Origin of the sequence: Mesorhizobium sp. INR15, assembly GCF_015500075.1 — a bacterium.
Classification (GTDB): domain Bacteria; phylum Pseudomonadota; class Alphaproteobacteria; order Rhizobiales; family Rhizobiaceae; genus Mesorhizobium.
Genome location: NZ_CP045496.1, coordinates 1,400,625 through 1,417,874, shown reverse-complemented (window position 1 = coordinate 1,417,874; position 17,250 = coordinate 1,400,625). Strand labels below are relative to the sequence as shown.

The window sequence follows — 17,250 nt, the reverse complement described above, 5'->3', positions numbered from 1 at the left end:
CCTATCGCTGATACCGTTCGGGGCCGAGATCACGCACATCGATATCAGGCACCTTGCTTGAGATGATGTCGGACAGAACCTTGGCCGAACCGCAGGCCATGGTCCAGCCAAGCGTGCCGTGGCCGGTGTTGAGATAGAGGTTCGAGTATTCGGTGCGGCCGACCAGAGGCGGTCCGTCCGGCGTCATCGGCCGCAGCCCGCACCAGAACGAAGCCTCCCGCATGTCACCGCCGCCGGGGAAGAGATCGCCGACCGAATGTTCAAGCGTCCGACGCCGTGACTCGTGCAGCCGCAGGTCGAAGCCGGAAATCTCGGCGGTGCCGCCGACCCGGATGCGATTGCCGAGCCGGGTGATGGCCACCTTGTAGGTCTCGTCCATCACGGTCGACTCTGGCGCCAGGGCGGCATCCTTGATTGGCACCGTGATCGAATAGCCCTTGACCGGATAGACCGGGATCGGCCGTTTCAGGAAGCGCATGAACTTGGCCGAATAGCTGCCCATCGCCATCACGTAGGCGTCGGCGGCCCTCCAGCCCTTTTCGGTGGCGATGTTGGTGATGCGATTGCGGTTCTTCACCACACGCTTGATTGACGTGCCGTATTCGAAAGTGACGCCGCGCTCCACGCACAACTCGGCCAGCCGGTCGGTGAACATCTTGCAGTCGCCGGTCTCGTCGCCCGGCAGCCGCAGGCCACCGACGAACTTTTCGCGCACCCCGGCCAGCGCCGGCTCTGCCCCGATACAGCCTTCAGGGTCGAGCAACTCATAGGGGACGTTGTATTTGTTCAGCACCGCGACATCGCCGGCGACGCCATCGAGCTGCTTCTGCGTGCGGAAAAGCTGCAACGTTCCTTTCGTGCGTTCATCATAGGCAATACCGGTGTCGGAGCGCAGCGCCTTCAGCGTGTCGCGGCTGTATTCAGCCAGCGGCACCATGCGCGCCTTGTTCACCGCGTAGCGCTCGGCCGTGCAGTTGCGCAGCATCTTGACCAGCCATGTCCACATGTGCGGATCGAAAGCCGGCCGCACCACCAGCGGGCCGTGCTTCATCAGCAGCCATTTGATCGCCTTCAACGGGATGCCTGGCCCGGCCCATGGCGAGGCGTAACCGGGCGAAATCTCGCCGGCATTGGCAAAGCTGGTTTCCAGCGCCGGACCTTGTTGACGGTCGACGACTGTCACTTCATGGCCGGCCTCGGCAAGATAATAGGCCGTGGTAACCCCGATGACCCCGCCGCCCAGCACCATGATTTTCATTGTTCACTCCTTGCAGCGCCGCGTCTCCGTCCGGGGACAGCGTGGCCTTTCTGATTTTGCACATGGTCCAACCCAAAAATCGATACCGATTTTGGGTTGGGCCACCAAAGCTGATCAAGCCGCCGAGGGACCTGGATCATTGTCTTCTGTCTGCCGGATTTTCCCGATCTCGCCAAGGGGACGGCTGCCCCAAGGAGCACTGTAGACAAGGGTAAGAGCGGCAGGGCGCCGCGCCGGCTTTTCCTGCAGAGCACGCCGCGCCGCCTCGGGCTGGTAAAGCACCGCCTCGATCGCGATCCGCTCGCGCCGGCCGTCGGCCTGCTCGATCGACGCCGTCTGGCCTCGCGCCATGCCAAGCATGCAGAGCCCGCGCCTGGTCCCGAGCGGCAGGCTCGAGCCAACCGGTCCGCGTGTCTCGTTCTGCACCAGGGTGCGTGTTTCCAGCGGGCCGGCATCAATGCGAAAGACCACCCGGCTGTTCAGCGTCACGATGTCGGGGCTCACGGCGTCGACCGGCACGACGCGGCTTTGCGACAGCTTTTCTTCCAGCACCGCCGCGATCGGATCGGCGAAAGCACGCCGGCGTTGCAGCATCGCCTCAAGGGTCGAGAAGTCCTTCGTCGTCAGGCAACATGTGTCTGTCATTTGAGCCTCCCGTCACGGCCGCGGGTCAGGCGACGGCGCTTCGACGCCGCCGATGGTCGCCGACAGCTGTCGACCGTCCCGGCTCTTCCAGCTCACTGTCTGGCCAACGGCCGCCCCGATAAGAGCGGTTCCCATCGGCGTCAGGACCGAGATCCTGCCTTCCGCGATGTCGGCATAGCCTGGATAGACCAGCGTGACGCGCTGCAGGTTGCCGCTGCCGCCTTGCGTGATCACCGTCGAACCCATGCGCACGACATTGGCCGGCATTGCCGCGGCCGTCATGATCGTGGCCCGATCCACTTCCCCAAGCAGTTCTTCGGCGGTGGCCGGCGTGCGGTCCAGCGAAGCCCTGGCCAGGACTGTCAGCCGGTCGTGGTCGATATTGCTGATCCGCAGCCGGTTCCTCGGGTGCGGTTTCGTTGCGTGTTGCATGGCAAACCTCTTGAATGGCGCACGAAGTGCGCGCTGCCACCGGATCAAGGGTGGCTTGACGAAGGGCCGCTAACCACGATGGTTGTCGGCTCGATGATGGGATGTCGGAAAGAAAAAATGCCCCGGTTCGGACGAACGCCAAAAGGCGGCCGCGCCGGGGCTACGATCCCGCGATCGGGCAAACCCTGAAAAAGGTTCTGCTATGGCCGAGGTTGCTCATGCGCGGAGCCTTGCCGACAAGCACATGCTTGTCAAGCGCGGCGAAACCGCTCAACCGCCGATATAGTGCCGTTCGAAGCGGTGTCCAAGGCTGGTCAGCACCTCGTAGCCGATGGTGCCGGCATGGCCAGCCGCGTCATCGACGCTCTGCGATGGTCCGAGCAGCTCGACCAGATCACCGCCTTTGAGCTTGCCCGGGGGCAATGCTGAAATGTCGAGAATAATCGAATCCATCGAGACCCGGCCAAGGAAAGGCAAGCGCACGCCTTCGAAGAAGGCCGCGGCCGAGGCACGGCGATGCCATCCATCGGCATAGCCGAGCGAGATCGTCGCCGTGGGCAAAGGAGCGGTGCTATGGAACGTATGGCCGTAGCCGACACCCACACCTGCCTCCAGCATCCGTGTCTGGACGACCCTGGCCTCCAGCCGCGCCACAGGCAGCATCGGGTTCGGGTCGGCCGGTGTCGGATTGATGCCGTAGAGCGCTGCCCCTGGCCGGGCCAGATCGTAGTGATACGATGGGCCGAGAAAGATGCCCGATGAATTGGTGAACGACGACGGCGCTTTCGGCAGCAGCTTGCGCAGCCGCTCGAACGCCAGCCGTTGCTGCTCATTGGCCGGATTTCGCGGCTCGTCGGCACAGGCGAGATGGCTCATCACGTAGGTGACGTCGATGCCGTCGAAAGCCTGCGGATCGGCGGCGAGGCGCTCGACGTCGCTGGGGGCGATGCCGAGCCGCGACATGCCGCTGTCGACCTGGACCGCCGTTGGCAGTTTCCGGCCGGCATTGCCAGCCGCTGCGCGCCACGCGGCCAACTGTTCAGGGCTGTTGATAACAGCGCAAAGCCCCGCCGCCACCGCAAGCCCCTCCGCGCCAGGAGGAATTCCGTTCAGCACATAGATCGCGGGGGCAGGCCCGAGTGCCTGACGCAGGGCCACGCCTTCGACGAGAAGAGCGACAAAGAAGATATCGCAACCTTCCTTGGCAAGCGCCGCCGCCACCTGGTTGGCGCCTAGCCCATAGCCGTCAGCCTTCAGCACGCCGGCGCAGCGCACGCCATTGAGCCTTGCCTTCAACCGCCTGCAATTCTCGCGGATCGCGTCGAGATCAATCGTAAGGATAGCGCTGGCTGCTGCATCGCCGACAGACGGCGACTTTGTCTCATGTGCCTGAAGCATCGACTTTCCGGACGCAGTGCTCATCCGGCCCCTGATTTCTGGCGGATCGGCTTACTGGTAAGGTCAGATCACGCGCATCGCAACAATGTCGGCCTACGCCAGATGCCGGAACGCGGCCACCACATCCTCATAGACATGGCGCTTGAACGGCACGATCAGGTCCGGCAGGTCCTGCATTGGCCGCCATGCCCATTTGTCGAACTCAGCGGTGTGGCCGCCCGGCGGCGGGTTGATCTCGATCTCGCTGGCGTCGCCGTGAAAGCGGAAAGCAAACCATTTCTGCGTCTGGCCGCGATATCGCCCCTTGAAGGCGATGCCGACGAGGTCATCGGGCAAATCATAGTTGATCCAGTCCGGCGCCTCGGCCAACAGCGAGACGCTGCGCATGCCGGTCTCCTCATAAAGTTCGCGTTCCGCAGCCTGCAGCGGTTCCTCACCCTTGTCGATGCCGCCCTGCGGCATCTGCCAGAGCTGGGTCGTGCCAGCGAATTCACTGTCCGGCTCGGCAATGCGATGCCCGACCCAGACCAGGCCGTCGCCATTGAGGATCATCAACCCGACGCAGGGGCGGTAGGGCAACGTTTCGCGGTCGATCTTCTTCGTCTTGGCCATCGTGAATCGTTCCGGAGGATCAGCCCCCGTGGCTAGCCCTTTTCCGGATCAATGGCCACCGCCGAAATCGGCACGATCTCGATGCCGCGCTTCTTGGCCTCGATGACCCAGGATGAAACGGTGTCAACGGTCAGGTCGAAGGCCGAGCCGATGCCGATGGCGGAACCCTTCGCCCGCGCTGTCGCCTCAAGCCCGTCGAGCTTCTTCAGGATGGCGCCACGGTCCTGCACGGCATCGATCGACGTGTCTCCGGCAACGAAGGGCACACCGTCCTTCAGCGCCATATCAGGCGCAAGGCTGCGCGACGACGAGCCGTCATCGATATAGGCAAGACCGCGTTTGCCAAGCTCGGCCATGAACGGCCCCATTGCCGCCGCGTCGGCAGAAAAGCGCGCGCCCATGTAGTTCATGACGCCGGTGTAGTTGGTCGTCCGCGACAGCGCCCAGTGCAGGCTCTTCAGGTTCTCATCCGGCGTTGCCGCCACCGTCAGCGTGTTGCGGCCGGGATTGACGTTGGGATAGTCGAACGGTTCGAGCGGCACCTGCATGACGATCTCGTGGCCGCTCTGGCGCGCCGCCTGCATCCAGCGGCCGATGCTGTTGCCTTGCGGCGCGAAAGCCAGTGTCACTTCCGCCGGCAGCTTGGCAATGGCCGCCTGCGTGCCGGTCTGCGACACGGCGAGCCCGCCGATAACGATCGCCACGCGCGCGCCGCGTGCGCCGGACCATGGCCGCGCATAGACATCGAAGGGCCGCCTTCCGTCAGCCGACCGGATCGGCAGCGGCCCGGTCTCGCTGGTTTCAATCAACGCCTTGTCAGGGATATGCGCGATCTTCAGGTTTTGGCCGACGGTCGAAGGGTCGCGAATGACAATAGCCGCCTTGGGCGGGCCATCGCCCTCTTCCGTCTGCACATGAATGATCTGTGGGCCGCCAGTCTTGGCCGGCGCCTCCACCTTGGGTGCCGCCACGGGAGCCAGTGCGGCCGGCGCGGCGGGTTCGGCGGCTGCCGTCACCTTCGGCGTTGAAACGGCTACTTCTTGCGGCTTTCGAAACGGCTTCTCACGCAGCGCGATCGCGCCGGAGACACCAACCACGGCCAGCACGGCAAGTGCCGCCCCGACCGCCCCGACGCTGATCTTGCCGGCACCGCGCGGCGCCCGGACAGACTGTCCGAGCGGGCGCTCTATCTCCTTGCCGATCTCAGCCAAGCCGGCGTGTCCCCTTGCCCTGGAGTGGCTCACGGAACCGCTCCAACTCCTTGCTTTTACGCAATTCCGGACGGAAAACCGCTGCGCACTTTTCCTGGAATTGCTCTGGGTCCCCGAATCAAACTGCCGGAACCTCGCGGCCCCGGCAGCATAACATTGCTTCGATCAGGCGATCGATCCTTACTGGTTCAGGACCGCCTTCTCCGGATTGGGCGGGAAGGACGGATCGGTCTTCTGGCCGCGCAGCAGCTGCTCGGCGTAGATCAACTGCAGATCGTCCTTCGGATCCGGCGGCACATAGGCTGCCGAGCCTGAACCGGTCGAGCTCTCGTCAGCGCCCTTGATGTGGCCCTTCAGATCGGACTCGCCGCGCGTCAGGTCCCTGCCCTGCAATTCTGGCGGCAGCGGCTGGTCGACCTTGATGTCGGGCGTGATGCCCTTGCCCTGGATCGACTTGCCGGACGGCGTGTAATAGAGCGCCGTCGTCAGACGCAGCGCGCCATTCTCGCCAAGCGGGATGATCGTCTGGACCGAGCCCTTGCCGAAGGATTGCGTGCCGACCACCGTGACGCGGCGCAGATCCTGCAGCGCGCCGGCGACGATCTCGGAGGCACTGGCGGAGCCGCCATTGACGAGCACGATCATCGGCTTGCCGTTGATGTCGTCGACCTGCTTTGGCTTGGCGTCGAAACGGGTGACGTCCTTCGGATCGCGGCCGCGCGTCGAGACGATCTCGCCACGGTTGAGGAAGGCATCGGACACGCTCACCGCCTGGTCGAGCAGACCACCCGGGTTGAGCCGAAGGTCGAGCACATAGCCCTTGAGCTTGTCGTCCGGCACCTGCTTCTTGATGGTCTCGATAGCGTTTTCGAGATCGTCATAGGTCTTCTCGGTGAAGGAGGTGATCTTCATGTAGCCGATGTCGTTCTCGACCCGGAACTTGACCGCCTTGACCTTGATGATGTCGCGCACGACCGTCAGTTCGATCGGCTTGTCGGCGCCCTGGCGCAGGATGGTGAGCTTGATCGGGGTGTTGACCAGGCCGCGCATCTTCTCGACCGCGTCGTTGAGGGTGAGGCCGCGAACCTCTTGGCCATCGATCTTGGCGATATAATCGCCGGCCAGCACGCCAGCCTTGGCGGCCGGCGTATCGTCGATCGGCGTGATCACCTTGACCAGGTCGTTTTCCATGGTTACCTCGATGCCGAGGCCGCCGAATTCACCCTTGGTCTGCACGCGCATGTCCTGCGCTTGCTCGGCGTTCATGTAGGAGGAGTGCGGATCCAGCGAGGCAAGCATGCCGTTGATAGCGTTCTCGACCAGCGACTTGTCGTCCGGCGGCGTCACATACTGTGCCCGTACCCGCTCGAAGATGTCGCCGAAGATCGCCAGTTGCTTGTAGGTCTCCGACCCCGCAGCGTTCGCCGCCGAGCCGGGAGTGCCATAGACGAGGCTCATGGCAGACGCGCCCATCAGCGCACCGGCAAACAGAAGCGACAGTTTCCGCATCATTTCACGTCCTTCCAGAAAAACGGTCCGCCCACCATGGGGCCGGATCGACGGGTTTTCCATCCTTGCGGAACTCGACATAGAGTTCCGACGTGGCATTCGTAGTCTTCGAAACCGAGGTGCTTGCCACCCGGGCCTCTCCCATCGCACCGACCGGCTCTCCTGCGAGCACCGACTGGCCAGTCGCGACACTGATTCTGCTCATCCCCGCGAGAACGACATGATAGCCGTCGCCTGCGTTCAGGATCAAGAGTTGACCATAAGAGCGAAACGGCCCCGCATAAAGCACATTCCCATCCGCCGGCGCGGTGACGATGGCTCCGGATTGTGTCGCAACCATGTCGCCAAGCATCACTGCGCCGTTACCGTCATCACCCCCGAATCGCCGTTTGATCCGGCCTATGACCGGTAGCGCGATCTGGCCCTGAAGTGCGGAAAAAGGAGCTGGGGCGGTGAGTTGGTTGCCCTCCGGAACCGGCAATGACGCCAGTTCCGTTGTCTTGTCACCATCGGCTGCTGCCTTGTCCGCCGTTGCCTGGCGCGACACGTCCGCCGCCTTGCGGTTCTTGTCGGCCTGCGCTTCGAGCGACGCTATCAGTTCCTTCAGGCTTCCCGCTTTGGCGGCGAGCTCGACGGATCGCTGTTTTTCAGCGGCCATCGCCGCTTGCGTGTCGGCTTCGAGCTTCTGCTTGGCCTCCAGCAGCATGCTGAGCCGCTTCTTTTCCGCGGTCTGGTCGCCGACCGCCGCCGTCAGCCGCCCACGCTCGGCTTCAATGGAGGCCGTCACCCGTGACTGTTCCTTGAGGTCGGCAAGCAGGATGTCGGTCTGCTGGCGCAACTCCGGCACCACGGCGCCAAGCAGAATCGCGCTGCGCACGGAGGACAGCGCATCTTCGGGCTTGACCAGGATCGCCGGCGGCGGATTAAGCCCCATGCGCTGCAGCGCGCCCAGCACTTCGGCCAGCACGTCACGCCGCGCCATCAGCGACGCGCGGATCTTCTGCTCCTGGCCCTTCAGCCCTTCCAGCTTGGCGCCGATGTCCTCGATGTCCTGGCCGAGCTTCTGCTCGGTCATCGCCGACTGGATCAGCGCGGCGGTGATCGAGGCGTGGTCCTTCTTGACCGTGGCAATGTCGGCGGAAAGCTTGGCCAGCCGCTCGGAGGATAGCGTAATCTCCTTCGAGACCCGCTCATATTCGGCACGGCTCTGGTCGGGGTCGGGCGCCATGTCGAGCGTGTTCTCGCTCCAGGCCGTTCCGAACGACAGCAAGACAAGCGCCACAGCGATACCGCCGCGCGCGCGCCAGGAGCCCGTTCTCGATTTCCAGCCTTCAGACATTCAAGTTCGATTCTATCCGCGGCTTCGTTAACGAACCATCAACCATAAATGCGTGGAGAACGATCCCGCGTCGGGAAAGCCCGCCTGCGACCTCATCATGCGTGCCATTGGGGCGGAAATCCGGGCGGAGCATGCTGATACACAGGGTTCAGATCGAGTCAGGACCGGTGATAGGGGTGTCCCGAAAGGATGGTGGCTGCCCGGTAGAGCTGTTCGCCCAGCATGACACGCACCAGTTGATGCGGCCAGGTCAGCGCGCCGAACGACAGCACAAGTTCGGCCTGGTCGCGCAATGACTGATCATGACCGTCGGCGCCGCCGATCGCGACGACAAGCGCCTTGCGGCCGCCATCGCGCAACAGGCCGATGCGGCCGGCGAAATCTTCCGAGGAGAGGTTCTTGCCGCGTTCATCGAGCAAAATCAGCGCGGTACCCGCCGAGAGCTGCGTCTGCAGCTTCTGGCCTTCCTCGCGCCGGCGCTCATTGGCGGTCTGGGCGCGGCCTTCAGCAATCTCGGCAACGCCGGTGAATTCGAGGCCGATAGCCGGGCCACTCTTGGCGAAGCGCTCGAAATAACGGTCCGCAAGCTGCTTCTCGGGGCCGGCTTTCATCCGGCCCACGGCATGAACGGCAATCTTCATCCCTGCCTCAAACAGCCCCGAATGCCTGTCTCCCGACAGGCATTGCTACAAAGCTGGCTCAGTGGAGGGTCTCTTCCTCGAGATCCGGCGCCTGCCACATCTTTTCAAGATTGTAGAATTCGCGGACTTCGGGACGGAAGACATGGACGATGATATCGCCAGAATCGATCAGGACCCAGTCGGCGCCAGCCAGCCCTTCAACGCGCGCGGTGCCGAGGCCGGCATCCTTGAGCGCCTTGAGGAGATGATCGGCGACAGCCGCGACATGACGGTGCGATCGGCCCGATGCGACGACCATATAGTCGCCGAGGCTCGATTTCCCCTGAATGTCGATTGAGACAATATTTTCGGCCTTGGAGTCTTCCAGACTGACAAGGACTGTCTTGATGGCGCGGGACACGGCGTCGTCTACGCTGATCCCGGCCGGCGAAGGCACGATAAAGGCCTTCTTCCGCAGTGCTGTTCTCAGTGTATTTCCTTTCGCAGCAAGAACAACCAAATCACCCCCTAAAGCAGGTGACACCCCTTAAATAGGCAGAGTTCCGTTGCAGTTTCAAGACGGGGACCCCAAAGCGGTTGTGCTAGATCAGGTTAATGGCGTTTCGCCGGGTGCTCTTCCGCTGCAAAGGCCAGTTCGACCGGCAGCGGCGCCTGCGCCGTCATCGGCGCGAAACTGCCCGTCTCGGCGGCGGGAACAGCTTGCGTCGTCACCACGCGCCACAGCACGAACAGGCAGAAAGCGGCGGCGATGACGATCGCCACATAAATGAAGGCCTGTGTTCCATAGACCGCCGAAAGCCCCGTGACGATGCCTGGCACGATGAAGCCCGACAATGACCAGGCAAACAGCAGCGAACTGGACAGCGCCACCATGTCGTCCTTGCCGGCGCGGTCCGATGCATGCGCGCTGGACAGCGAATAAATCGATTCCGATGCGCCGTCCCAGACGATGTAGATGACAATCAGGGCCGTCAATGCGCCACCGTCAAAACCAAGGGCGAACACCCCTGCCACCATGGCCAGCGCCGAAGCGGCGATCAGCACGTAGCGGCGGTCGGTGCGATCGGAGATCCAGCCGAGCGGAATCTGCAGGATGAGCGTACCGACCGGCATAGCCGAAAGCAGCAGCGCCACATCCGCCTGGCTATAGCCCTTGGCTGTAGCGTGGATCGGCGCGAAACCGGCGATCGCCATCGACAGACCGCCGACGGCCAGCATGCCGGCAACCCCGACCGGTGAAATCCGCCAGGCCCGCCGCAGCGCCACCGATGCTGCCTGCGGCGCCGGCGGCTGGGCAAGCCTGGTCAGTCCGACGGGCAGGATCGACAGCGCGGTGAAGGCGATGCCGATCAGCGGCCCTTCCGCCGTGCTGATGTCGATCAGCACCAGGGTCGCGTAGCCGACGCCAAGGCCGGCGACATAGGCGACATAGAAGAAGGCCATCACCCTGCCGCGTATGGCGTTGGCTACGGCATCGTTCAGCCAGCTCTGCGCGACGATGAACAGGCCACAGATGGAAAAGCCATAGAGCGCACGGGCAGCGATCCACACCAGCGGATGCGGTCCGGCGCCGACGGCGGCATTGGACAGCGCAATCAGCGCCGACAGCACCATGAAGGCGCGGGCGTGACCAACCCGTCGCACCAGCGGTCCGGTCAGGATACAGCCGGCAAGGCCGCCCGCCGAAAGGCCGGTGATGATCAGCCCGGCCCAGGTCGGATCGAAGCCCTCGGCACCGAGCCGGACAGGGATATAGGCAAACATCAGCCCGTTGCCGACCGCGATCAGCGCCATCGACAGGATGACGCTGGCAATCGCGATCAGCGGCGTCGGCGTGCCGCCTTGCACCGGATCAGTTTCAATTCGGTTTTTATGTTGAATGGCCATGCCCGGCAAGGATCGCCCATGAGCTTGAGAAAGGCCGCCGCAAAAGCGACATGGCCAGGAGGGTCCGGCTCAGCTTTTCGCCATCTCGCGGATCGCGCTTGACGACAGTGACGAGCGTGGGCCGTGGATGAAAGTCCAGGCCGGCGCCTTCATTCGAGAAAGTCGGGGCGCATCGCCCTCATCGACGCGGGCGTAGTCAAAGGTCTTGGCCACCACCGACGACAGGAATGACAGCGTCGCGCCGGGGCGGTCGATGACCGCGATCGGAAATGTCATGACGATCTGCCGCCAGCGCTGCCAGCGATGGAAATCGCGCAAGCTGTCCGCACCCATGATCCAGACAAAATCGACGCCGGGATTGCGCGCCTTGACCAGCGCCAGGGTGTCGGCGGTGTAGCGGACATGCTGGCCGGCCTCGAAAGCGGTGACCTTGATTTTCGGGTTCAGCGCAATGGCCTCGGAAAGCCGCAGCCGCTCGCCAAGCGGCGCCAATTCCCTTGCGCTCTTGAGCGGGTTACCCGGCGTCACCATCCACCACAGCTGGTCGAGCGCCAGGCGCCGCAGCGCGATCTCGGCAACCAGCGCATGGCCGGCATGCGGCGGGTTGAACGAGCCGCCGAACAGCCCGACAGCCAGGCCTTTCTCGGCATGCGGCATCTTCAGATATCGATGCCCAATATCCGGCAAAGACTTGGAAGTGTCGGTCAAGGCCGTATCTGGCCAGACCCGCGCACGCGGTATTTGAAGGAGGTCAGCTGCTCGACGCCGACCGGGCCGCGCGCGTGCATCTTGCCGGTGGCGATGCCGATCTCGGCGCCCATGCCGAATTCACCACCATCGGCGAACTGTGTCGAAGCATTGTGCAGCAGGATAGCCGAATCGATCTCGTTGAAGAACCTCTCGACCGCTTGCGCGTCCTCGGCAACGATCGCCTCTGTGTGATGCGAGGAGAATGTCTCGATATGCACTATGGCGTCGGCAACGCCGTCGACCAGCTTCACGGCGATGATGGCGTCGAGATATTCGGTCACCCAATCGGCATCGATCGCCGGCTTGGCGTCGGAAAACACCTTCAGCACTTCGCCATCGGCATGGATTTCGCAGCCGGCGGCGCGCAGCGCGTCAAGGATCGGCACCAGATGCGTGGCGGCGACAGCGCGGTCAACCAGCAGCGTCTCCGCCGCGCCGCAGACGCCGGTGCGCCGCATCTTGGCATTGACGGCGATGTTGACCGCCATGTCGAGTTTCGCGGAGCGGTCGATGTAGAGATGGCAGATGCCTTCGAGGTGGGCGAATACCGGCACCCGCGCTTCGTTCTGCACGCGTTCGACCAGGCTTTTGCCGCCACGCGGAATGATCACATCCAGCGCGCCGCCGAGGCCTTTGAGCATCTCGCCGACAGCGGCGCGGTCGGTGGTGGGCACCAGCTGGATAGCATCTTGCGGCAGGCCGGCGGCCTTCAGCCCCTCGACAAGGCAGGCATGGATCGCCGCTGACGAGTTGAGCGAGTCCGAGCCGCCGCGCAGGATGACCGGATTGCCGGCCTTGAGGCAAAGCGCCCCGGCATCGGCGGTCACATTCGGCCGGCTTTCATAGATGACGCCGACGACGCCGAGCGGCGTGCGCACGCGTTCGATATGCAGCCCGTTCGGGCGATCCCAGGCGGCGATGACATCGCCGACCGGATCGCGCAATGCGGCGATCTCGCGGATCCCGTCGGCCATGGCATGGACCCGTGCGGAATTGAGCTTCAGCCGGTCCATCGAGGCGCCGGAGAGCCCGCTTTCCTCACCATTCGAGACATCGATGGCGTTGGCATCGAGAATGTCCTGCTCGCGCGCCAGGATCGCCTCGGCCATGGCGGCAAGTGCTGCATTCTTGGCTTCGGTCGAGGCAACGGCCAGCGGTCGGGCAGCGGCGCGGGCGCGATGGCCGATATCGGCCATCAGCACGACGGTATCATCCCGGGATTTTTCATGCAGCTTCAGCATGGTTCACCGTCCGCTCGATATCTGGCCACCGGCCAATGCTCAGTCGTCCGCCAGTACTTGGTCACCCGAATGACTCACCACAAGGTCGTCGCGATGGATCATCGCCGAACGCGCCTCATAGCCCAGCACCGTCTCGATTTCGGCTGTCTTCAGGCCAGCGATCCTTACGGCATCGGCGGCATCATAGGCAACCAGCCCGCGTGCGATCTCGCGGCCCTCGGGCGACAGGATCGCCACCGTGTCGCCGCGCGCGAAATTGCCGCTGACCAGCTTCACGCCGGCCGGCAGCAGGGATTTTCCCGACTTGAGCGCGCCGACGGCTCCGGCATCGACCGTCAGCCTTCCGGCCGGCTCGAGCTGGCCGGCGATCCAGGTCTTGTAACCCTTCACCGGGTTGCTGCTTGGCCTGAAGAAGGTGGCGCGCTCGCCGCGTTCGATCGCCATCAGGGGTGACAGCCGCGTGCCCGCCGTGATGATCATCGCCGTGCCGGCGGCAGTGGCGATCTTGCCTGCATCGAGCTTCGTCCGCATGCCGCCACGCGACAATTCGGAGGCAGCAGCACCCGCCATCGCCTCGATGTCGGGCGTGATGCGGTCGACCACGGGAATGAATTTCGCGCCAGGGTCCAGAGCCGGCGGCGCGGTATAGAGCCCGTCGATGTCGGAGAGCAACACCAGAAGATCAGCACCCATCATGGTGGCGACGCGGGCGGCCAGCCGGTCATTGTCGCCATAACGGATTTCGGACGTCGCGACGGTGTCGTTTTCGTTGATGACCGGCACCGCCTTCATCTTGAGCAGTGTCGAGATCGTGGCGCGGGCGTTGAGGTAGCGCCGGCGCTCCTCGGTATCGCCAAGCGTCAGAAGGATCTGGCCGGATTTCAGGTTGCCCTTGCCGAGCGCGTCCGACCAGGCCCCGGCCAGCGCGATCTGGCCAACGGCGGCGGCCGCCTGGCTTTCCTCGAGCTTCAGCGCCCGCTTGCCAAGGCCGAGAATGGTGCGGCCGAGCGCGATCGCACCGGAGGACACGACCAGGATTTCAGCCCCGCCCTGAGCGAGCACCGCGATATCATCGGCGAGCGAGGCCAACCAGTCACGCTTCAGGCCCGTCGCGCGGTCGACCAGCAGCGCCGAACCGATCTTGACGGTGATGCGCCGGTATTTCTTCAGCGACTGCATCGGCCTACTTTTCCCAGCGCGTCTCGACAGGCGCCGCGATCTGCGCGCGCGCTTCCGCCACCACCGCCCGCAGCACCGCCTCGACGCCTTCGCCGGTGACCGCCGACAACAGCATCGGCGCGCGGCCGGCGGCACGCTTCAAGGAAGCGACCTTCTTCTTGCGCGCATCGGCATCGAGCGTATCGATCTGGGAAAGCGCGACGATCTCGACCTTGTCGGTCAGGCCGTTGCCATAAGCGTCGAGCTCGGTACGCACGGTCTTGTAGGCCTTGCCCGGATTCTCCTCCTGCGCCGAGACCAGGTGCAGCAGCACGCGCGTACGCTCGACATGGCCAAGGAAACGGTCGCCGATGCCAACGCCTTCATGCGCGCCTTCGATCAGCCCCGGAATGTCGGCGATGACGAATTCACGCGCATCGATGCGCGCGACACCGAGGCCCGGATGCAGCGTGGTGAAAGGATAGTCGGCGATCTTCGGCTTGGCAGCGGTAACGGCGGCCAGGAAAGTCGACTTGCCGGCATTGGGCAGTCCGACCAGGCCGGCATCGGCGATCAGCTTCAGCCGCAGCCAGATGTTGAGCTCTTCGCCCGGCAGGCCGGGATTGGCGCGGCGCGGCGCCTGGTTGGTCGAGGTCTTGAAATGCTGGTTGCCGAAGCCGCCATTGCCGCCCTTGGCCAGCAGGAAACGCTGCCCGACGACAGTCATGTCGCAGATCATCGTTTCATTGTCTTCTTCGAACACCTGCGTTCCCGCCGGCACTTTCAATGTCACGTCAGCGCCCTTGGCGCCGGTCATGTTGCGGCCCATTCCGTGAACGCCGGTCTTGGCCTTGAAATGCTGCTGGTAGCGATAGTCGATCAGCGTGTTCAGCCCGTTGACCGCTTCCAGCCAGACGTCGCCGCCACGGCCGCCATCGCCGCCATCCGGCCCGCCGAACTCGATGAATTTTTCGCGCCGGAACGACACCGAACCGGCGCCACCGTCACCGGAGCGAATGTAAACTTTGGCTTGATCGAGAAATTTCATGGGATTGCGCAGTTTCTGCTAGTGGCTTTGCGCCATTGCTCTAAACCAAGGTGGGGCGAAGGGCGAGGCTGTTTTATAGTTGCGGCGGAGATGGCGGAATGAAGCTTGTAACCTATAACATCCAGTACGGCATCGGCCTCGACGAGCAATATGACGTCGGGCGCATCGCCGATGCCGTGCGCGGCGCCGATGTGATCGCGCTGCAGGAGGTTACCCGCAACAACCCCAGGAACGGCGGGCGCGACATGGTCGCCGAGATTGGCGACGCCCTGCCCGACTACTTTGCCGTCTATGGCAGCAATTTCGAGGCCAATCTCGGCTCGCGCATCGAGAACGGCCGCGCTGTCACCAGCACCTTCCAGCTCGGCAATATGATCCTGTCGAAGACGCCCATTCATCTGTCACGCAACCTGCTTTTGCCGCGCAGCCGCAGCTTCGAGGTGATGAACTTCCAGCGCGGCGCACTGGAGGCCTTGATCGAGACGCCGCTTGGTTTCATCCGCTTCTATTCCATTCATCTCGATCACCGCAGCCCGGTTGAACGCGCCAGGCAGATCCAGTTCCTGCGCCAACGTCTGCTGAACTACGCACTTGAAGGCGGTGCCTTGTCCGGCGTCGCCGAGATCGGCCTGCCGGAATTGCCCCATCCTGAAGCCTTTGTCGCCATGGGCGATTTCAACATGCTGGCGGGGTCGCCCGAATATGTCGAACTCGCCGGCCGGCCCGATCATGAATTCGGCATGCCGCTGACCGCCGATTTCGCCGTCGACGCCGCCATGCGCCTCAATGTGGCGGGTGACGGCCTGACCAGCTGGGTCGACCCCAAACAGCCTGCCGCCGCCAGCCGCCACAAGCGCATCGACTACATCTTCACCAGCGCCTCGCTCGCCAGATCGTTGAAGCGGCTCTGGGTCGACGATCAGGCGGTCGGTTCAGACCACCTGCCGGTCTGGCTGGAACTTGGCTGACGACACGACCGTCATGACCTTGTAGCGTTTTCGCGTTCGACAATCGCCATTGTAATCGTGTCGCGATACTCGCCGTCGGCATAGATGGCGTCACGTTCCACACCTTCCCTGACAAATCCGACTTTCTCATAAAGCGCGATCGCGCGAGCGTTGTCGGCATGCACGGCAAGCCCCACGCGCACCATGCCTGCCCTTCGCGCCTGTGCGAGGGTCGCATGGATAAGCCGCCTTCCTATGCCACGGCCCCGATAGGCAGGGATTATTCCCATGCCAAGCGTGCCGCGATGCGCATGGATCGGCAGGCTGTGACGCACGATATCGCACCAGCCGACAACGTCGTCTTGGCTGACCGCGACCATCTGCGGATGGCCTTTCTCAATGCACCCCATCACAAAGGCACGAGTCTGTTCAAGAGGCGGAGCCTCCAGAAAAGGCAGGTATCGGCGCTCACGCGCGACGACATCGAGCGCACGATGAAAGCTCTCGATGTGCTCGTGCGCAATGGGCATGATCGCGATATCGCCGATACCTTCGCTCATCAGCTCGATTTCCACGACCTCAGGCTGGTCCAGGTCTTCCTGTCGAGGCGGTAGCGCTCGACCGGCACCTGGCCGGCGACGATGGAGTTCAGCATGCCCTGGCCGGCATATTGGAAGCCGCATTTGTGGATGACCCGGCGCGAAGCCGGATTGATCACCCGCGTCGAGGCCTGCAGCACCTGGATCGTCGTGCGCTGGAAGGCGAGATCGACCAGCGCATGCGCGGCTTCCGTCGCATAGCCACGCTTCCAGTAGGGTTCGCCAATCCAGTAGCCGAGTTCCAGGCCACGCTCGGTGGTGTTGAGACCGGCGCAGCCGACAAAGGTCTCGGTGCCAGTCAGCGTCAACGCGTAGGCGATACCGGCGCGGCGGGATTTCGCCATGGCAAGGAAGGCACGCGCCTCGGCCTCGCCATAGGGATGTGGCATGCGGGCCAGCATTTCGGCGACATGACGGTTGTCGGCAAGCGCGGCCAACTGGCCGATATCGCTTTCACGCGGGGCACGCATCACCAGCCGCTCGGTGATCAGCACCGGGCAATCTATCGCGTAACTTTCGTCTTCGGTGTCTTCCGCTTCGGCAACCATGTCAAAGTCCTCCAGGCACAAGAAAAA

At 63.7% G+C, this 17,250-nt stretch carries 18 protein-coding genes; 1 reads left to right on the top strand and 17 read right to left on the bottom strand.

Annotated elements, in window-relative coordinates; genetic code table 11:
- Window position 1: 1 nt before the first annotated feature.
- The 15 genes from GA829_RS06775 to obgE form a co-directional block, all read right to left on the bottom strand.
- Window positions 2-1,258: a D-amino acid dehydrogenase gene (locus tag GA829_RS06775; RefSeq protein ID WP_195177770.1), complete on the bottom strand. Its 1,257-nt coding sequence runs from the start codon at window positions 1,256-1,258 to the stop codon at window positions 2-4.
- A gap of 114 nt (window positions 1,259-1,372) precedes the next feature.
- On the bottom strand, window positions 1,373-1,903 hold the full coding sequence (locus GA829_RS06770) for a nucleoside-diphosphate kinase (protein WP_195177769.1): 531 nt from the start codon (window positions 1,901-1,903) through the stop codon (window positions 1,373-1,375).
- A gap of 12 nt (window positions 1,904-1,915) precedes the next feature.
- On the bottom strand, window positions 1,916-2,335 hold the full coding sequence (gene rnk / locus GA829_RS06765; protein WP_195177768.1) for a nucleoside diphosphate kinase regulator: 420 nt from the start codon (window positions 2,333-2,335) through the stop codon (window positions 1,916-1,918).
- Between the two features lie 270 nt (window positions 2,336-2,605).
- On the bottom strand, window positions 2,606-3,733 hold the full coding sequence (alr, locus tag GA829_RS06760) for an alanine racemase (protein WP_258052195.1): 1,128 nt from the start codon (window positions 3,731-3,733) through the stop codon (window positions 2,606-2,608).
- Window positions 3,734-3,826: 93 nt separating this feature from the next.
- The gene (locus tag GA829_RS06755; protein WP_195177766.1) at window positions 3,827-4,345 is read right to left on the bottom strand and encodes an RNA pyrophosphohydrolase; all 519 of its coding nucleotides are present in this window, start codon (window positions 4,343-4,345) and stop codon (window positions 3,827-3,829) included.
- Window positions 4,346-4,377: 32 nt separating this feature from the next.
- Entirely contained in the window at window positions 4,378-5,556 is a 1,179-nt protein-coding gene (locus tag GA829_RS06750; RefSeq protein WP_195177765.1) for a divergent polysaccharide deacetylase family protein, read from the bottom strand.
- Between the two features lie 180 nt (window positions 5,557-5,736).
- Window positions 5,737-7,068 (bottom strand): S41 family peptidase, encoded by a 1,332-nt coding sequence (locus GA829_RS06745; RefSeq protein ID WP_195177764.1) that lies wholly within the window; start codon window positions 7,066-7,068, stop codon window positions 5,737-5,739.
- 1 nt (window position 7,069) lies between these two features.
- The gene (locus tag GA829_RS06740; protein WP_195177763.1) at window positions 7,070-8,404 is read right to left on the bottom strand and encodes a murein hydrolase activator EnvC family protein; all 1,335 of its coding nucleotides are present in this window, start codon (window positions 8,402-8,404) and stop codon (window positions 7,070-7,072) included.
- Window positions 8,405-8,562: 158 nt separating this feature from the next.
- Entirely contained in the window at window positions 8,563-9,045 is a 483-nt protein-coding gene (gene rlmH, locus GA829_RS06735; RefSeq protein ID WP_195177762.1) for a 23S rRNA (pseudouridine(1915)-N(3))-methyltransferase RlmH, read from the bottom strand.
- Window positions 9,046-9,103: 58 nt separating this feature from the next.
- Entirely contained in the window at window positions 9,104-9,481 is a 378-nt protein-coding gene (rsfS, locus tag GA829_RS06730; RefSeq protein ID WP_195177761.1) for a ribosome silencing factor, read from the bottom strand.
- Between the two features lie 155 nt (window positions 9,482-9,636).
- Entirely contained in the window at window positions 9,637-10,932 is a 1,296-nt protein-coding gene (locus GA829_RS06725) for an MFS transporter (protein ID WP_195177760.1), read from the bottom strand.
- A 69-nt stretch (window positions 10,933-11,001) separates the two neighbouring features.
- Complete coding sequence (locus GA829_RS06720) at window positions 11,002-11,589, bottom strand: nicotinate-nucleotide adenylyltransferase (RefSeq protein ID WP_195179548.1); 588 nt, start codon at window positions 11,587-11,589, stop codon at window positions 11,002-11,004.
- Window positions 11,590-11,636: 47 nt separating this feature from the next.
- Window positions 11,637-12,923 carry a glutamate-5-semialdehyde dehydrogenase gene (locus GA829_RS06715; RefSeq protein WP_195177759.1) on the bottom strand — a complete coding sequence of 429 codons (1,287 nt, stop codon included), beginning with the start codon at window positions 12,921-12,923 and terminating at the stop codon, window positions 11,637-11,639.
- 39 nt (window positions 12,924-12,962) lie between these two features.
- Window positions 12,963-14,102, bottom strand: a complete 1,140-nt coding sequence (proB, locus tag GA829_RS06710) for a glutamate 5-kinase (RefSeq protein ID WP_195177758.1) — start codon at window positions 14,100-14,102, stop codon at window positions 12,963-12,965.
- Window positions 14,103-14,106: 4 nt separating this feature from the next.
- The gene (obgE, locus tag GA829_RS06705) at window positions 14,107-15,129 is read right to left on the bottom strand and encodes a GTPase ObgE (RefSeq protein ID WP_195177757.1); all 1,023 of its coding nucleotides are present in this window, start codon (window positions 15,127-15,129) and stop codon (window positions 14,107-14,109) included.
- A 98-nt stretch (window positions 15,130-15,227) separates the two neighbouring features.
- Here obgE and GA829_RS06700 point away from each other — a divergent pair, with 98 nt between their 5' ends.
- Window positions 15,228-16,097, top strand: coding sequence for an endonuclease/exonuclease/phosphatase family protein (locus GA829_RS06700; RefSeq protein WP_195177756.1), 870 nt, complete (start codon window positions 15,228-15,230; stop codon window positions 16,095-16,097).
- 11 nt (window positions 16,098-16,108) lie between these two features.
- Here the strand turns inward: GA829_RS06700 and GA829_RS06695 are convergent, their stop codons facing one another.
- Window positions 16,109-16,636 (bottom strand): GNAT family N-acetyltransferase, encoded by a 528-nt coding sequence (locus GA829_RS06695; protein ID WP_195179547.1) that lies wholly within the window; start codon window positions 16,634-16,636, stop codon window positions 16,109-16,111.
- Entirely contained in the window at window positions 16,636-17,223 is a 588-nt protein-coding gene (locus GA829_RS06690; RefSeq protein ID WP_195177755.1) for a GNAT family N-acetyltransferase, read from the bottom strand. The genes GA829_RS06695 and GA829_RS06690 overlap by 1 nt, the downstream gene beginning before the upstream one ends.
- Between the last annotated feature and the right edge of the window lie 27 nt (window positions 17,224-17,250).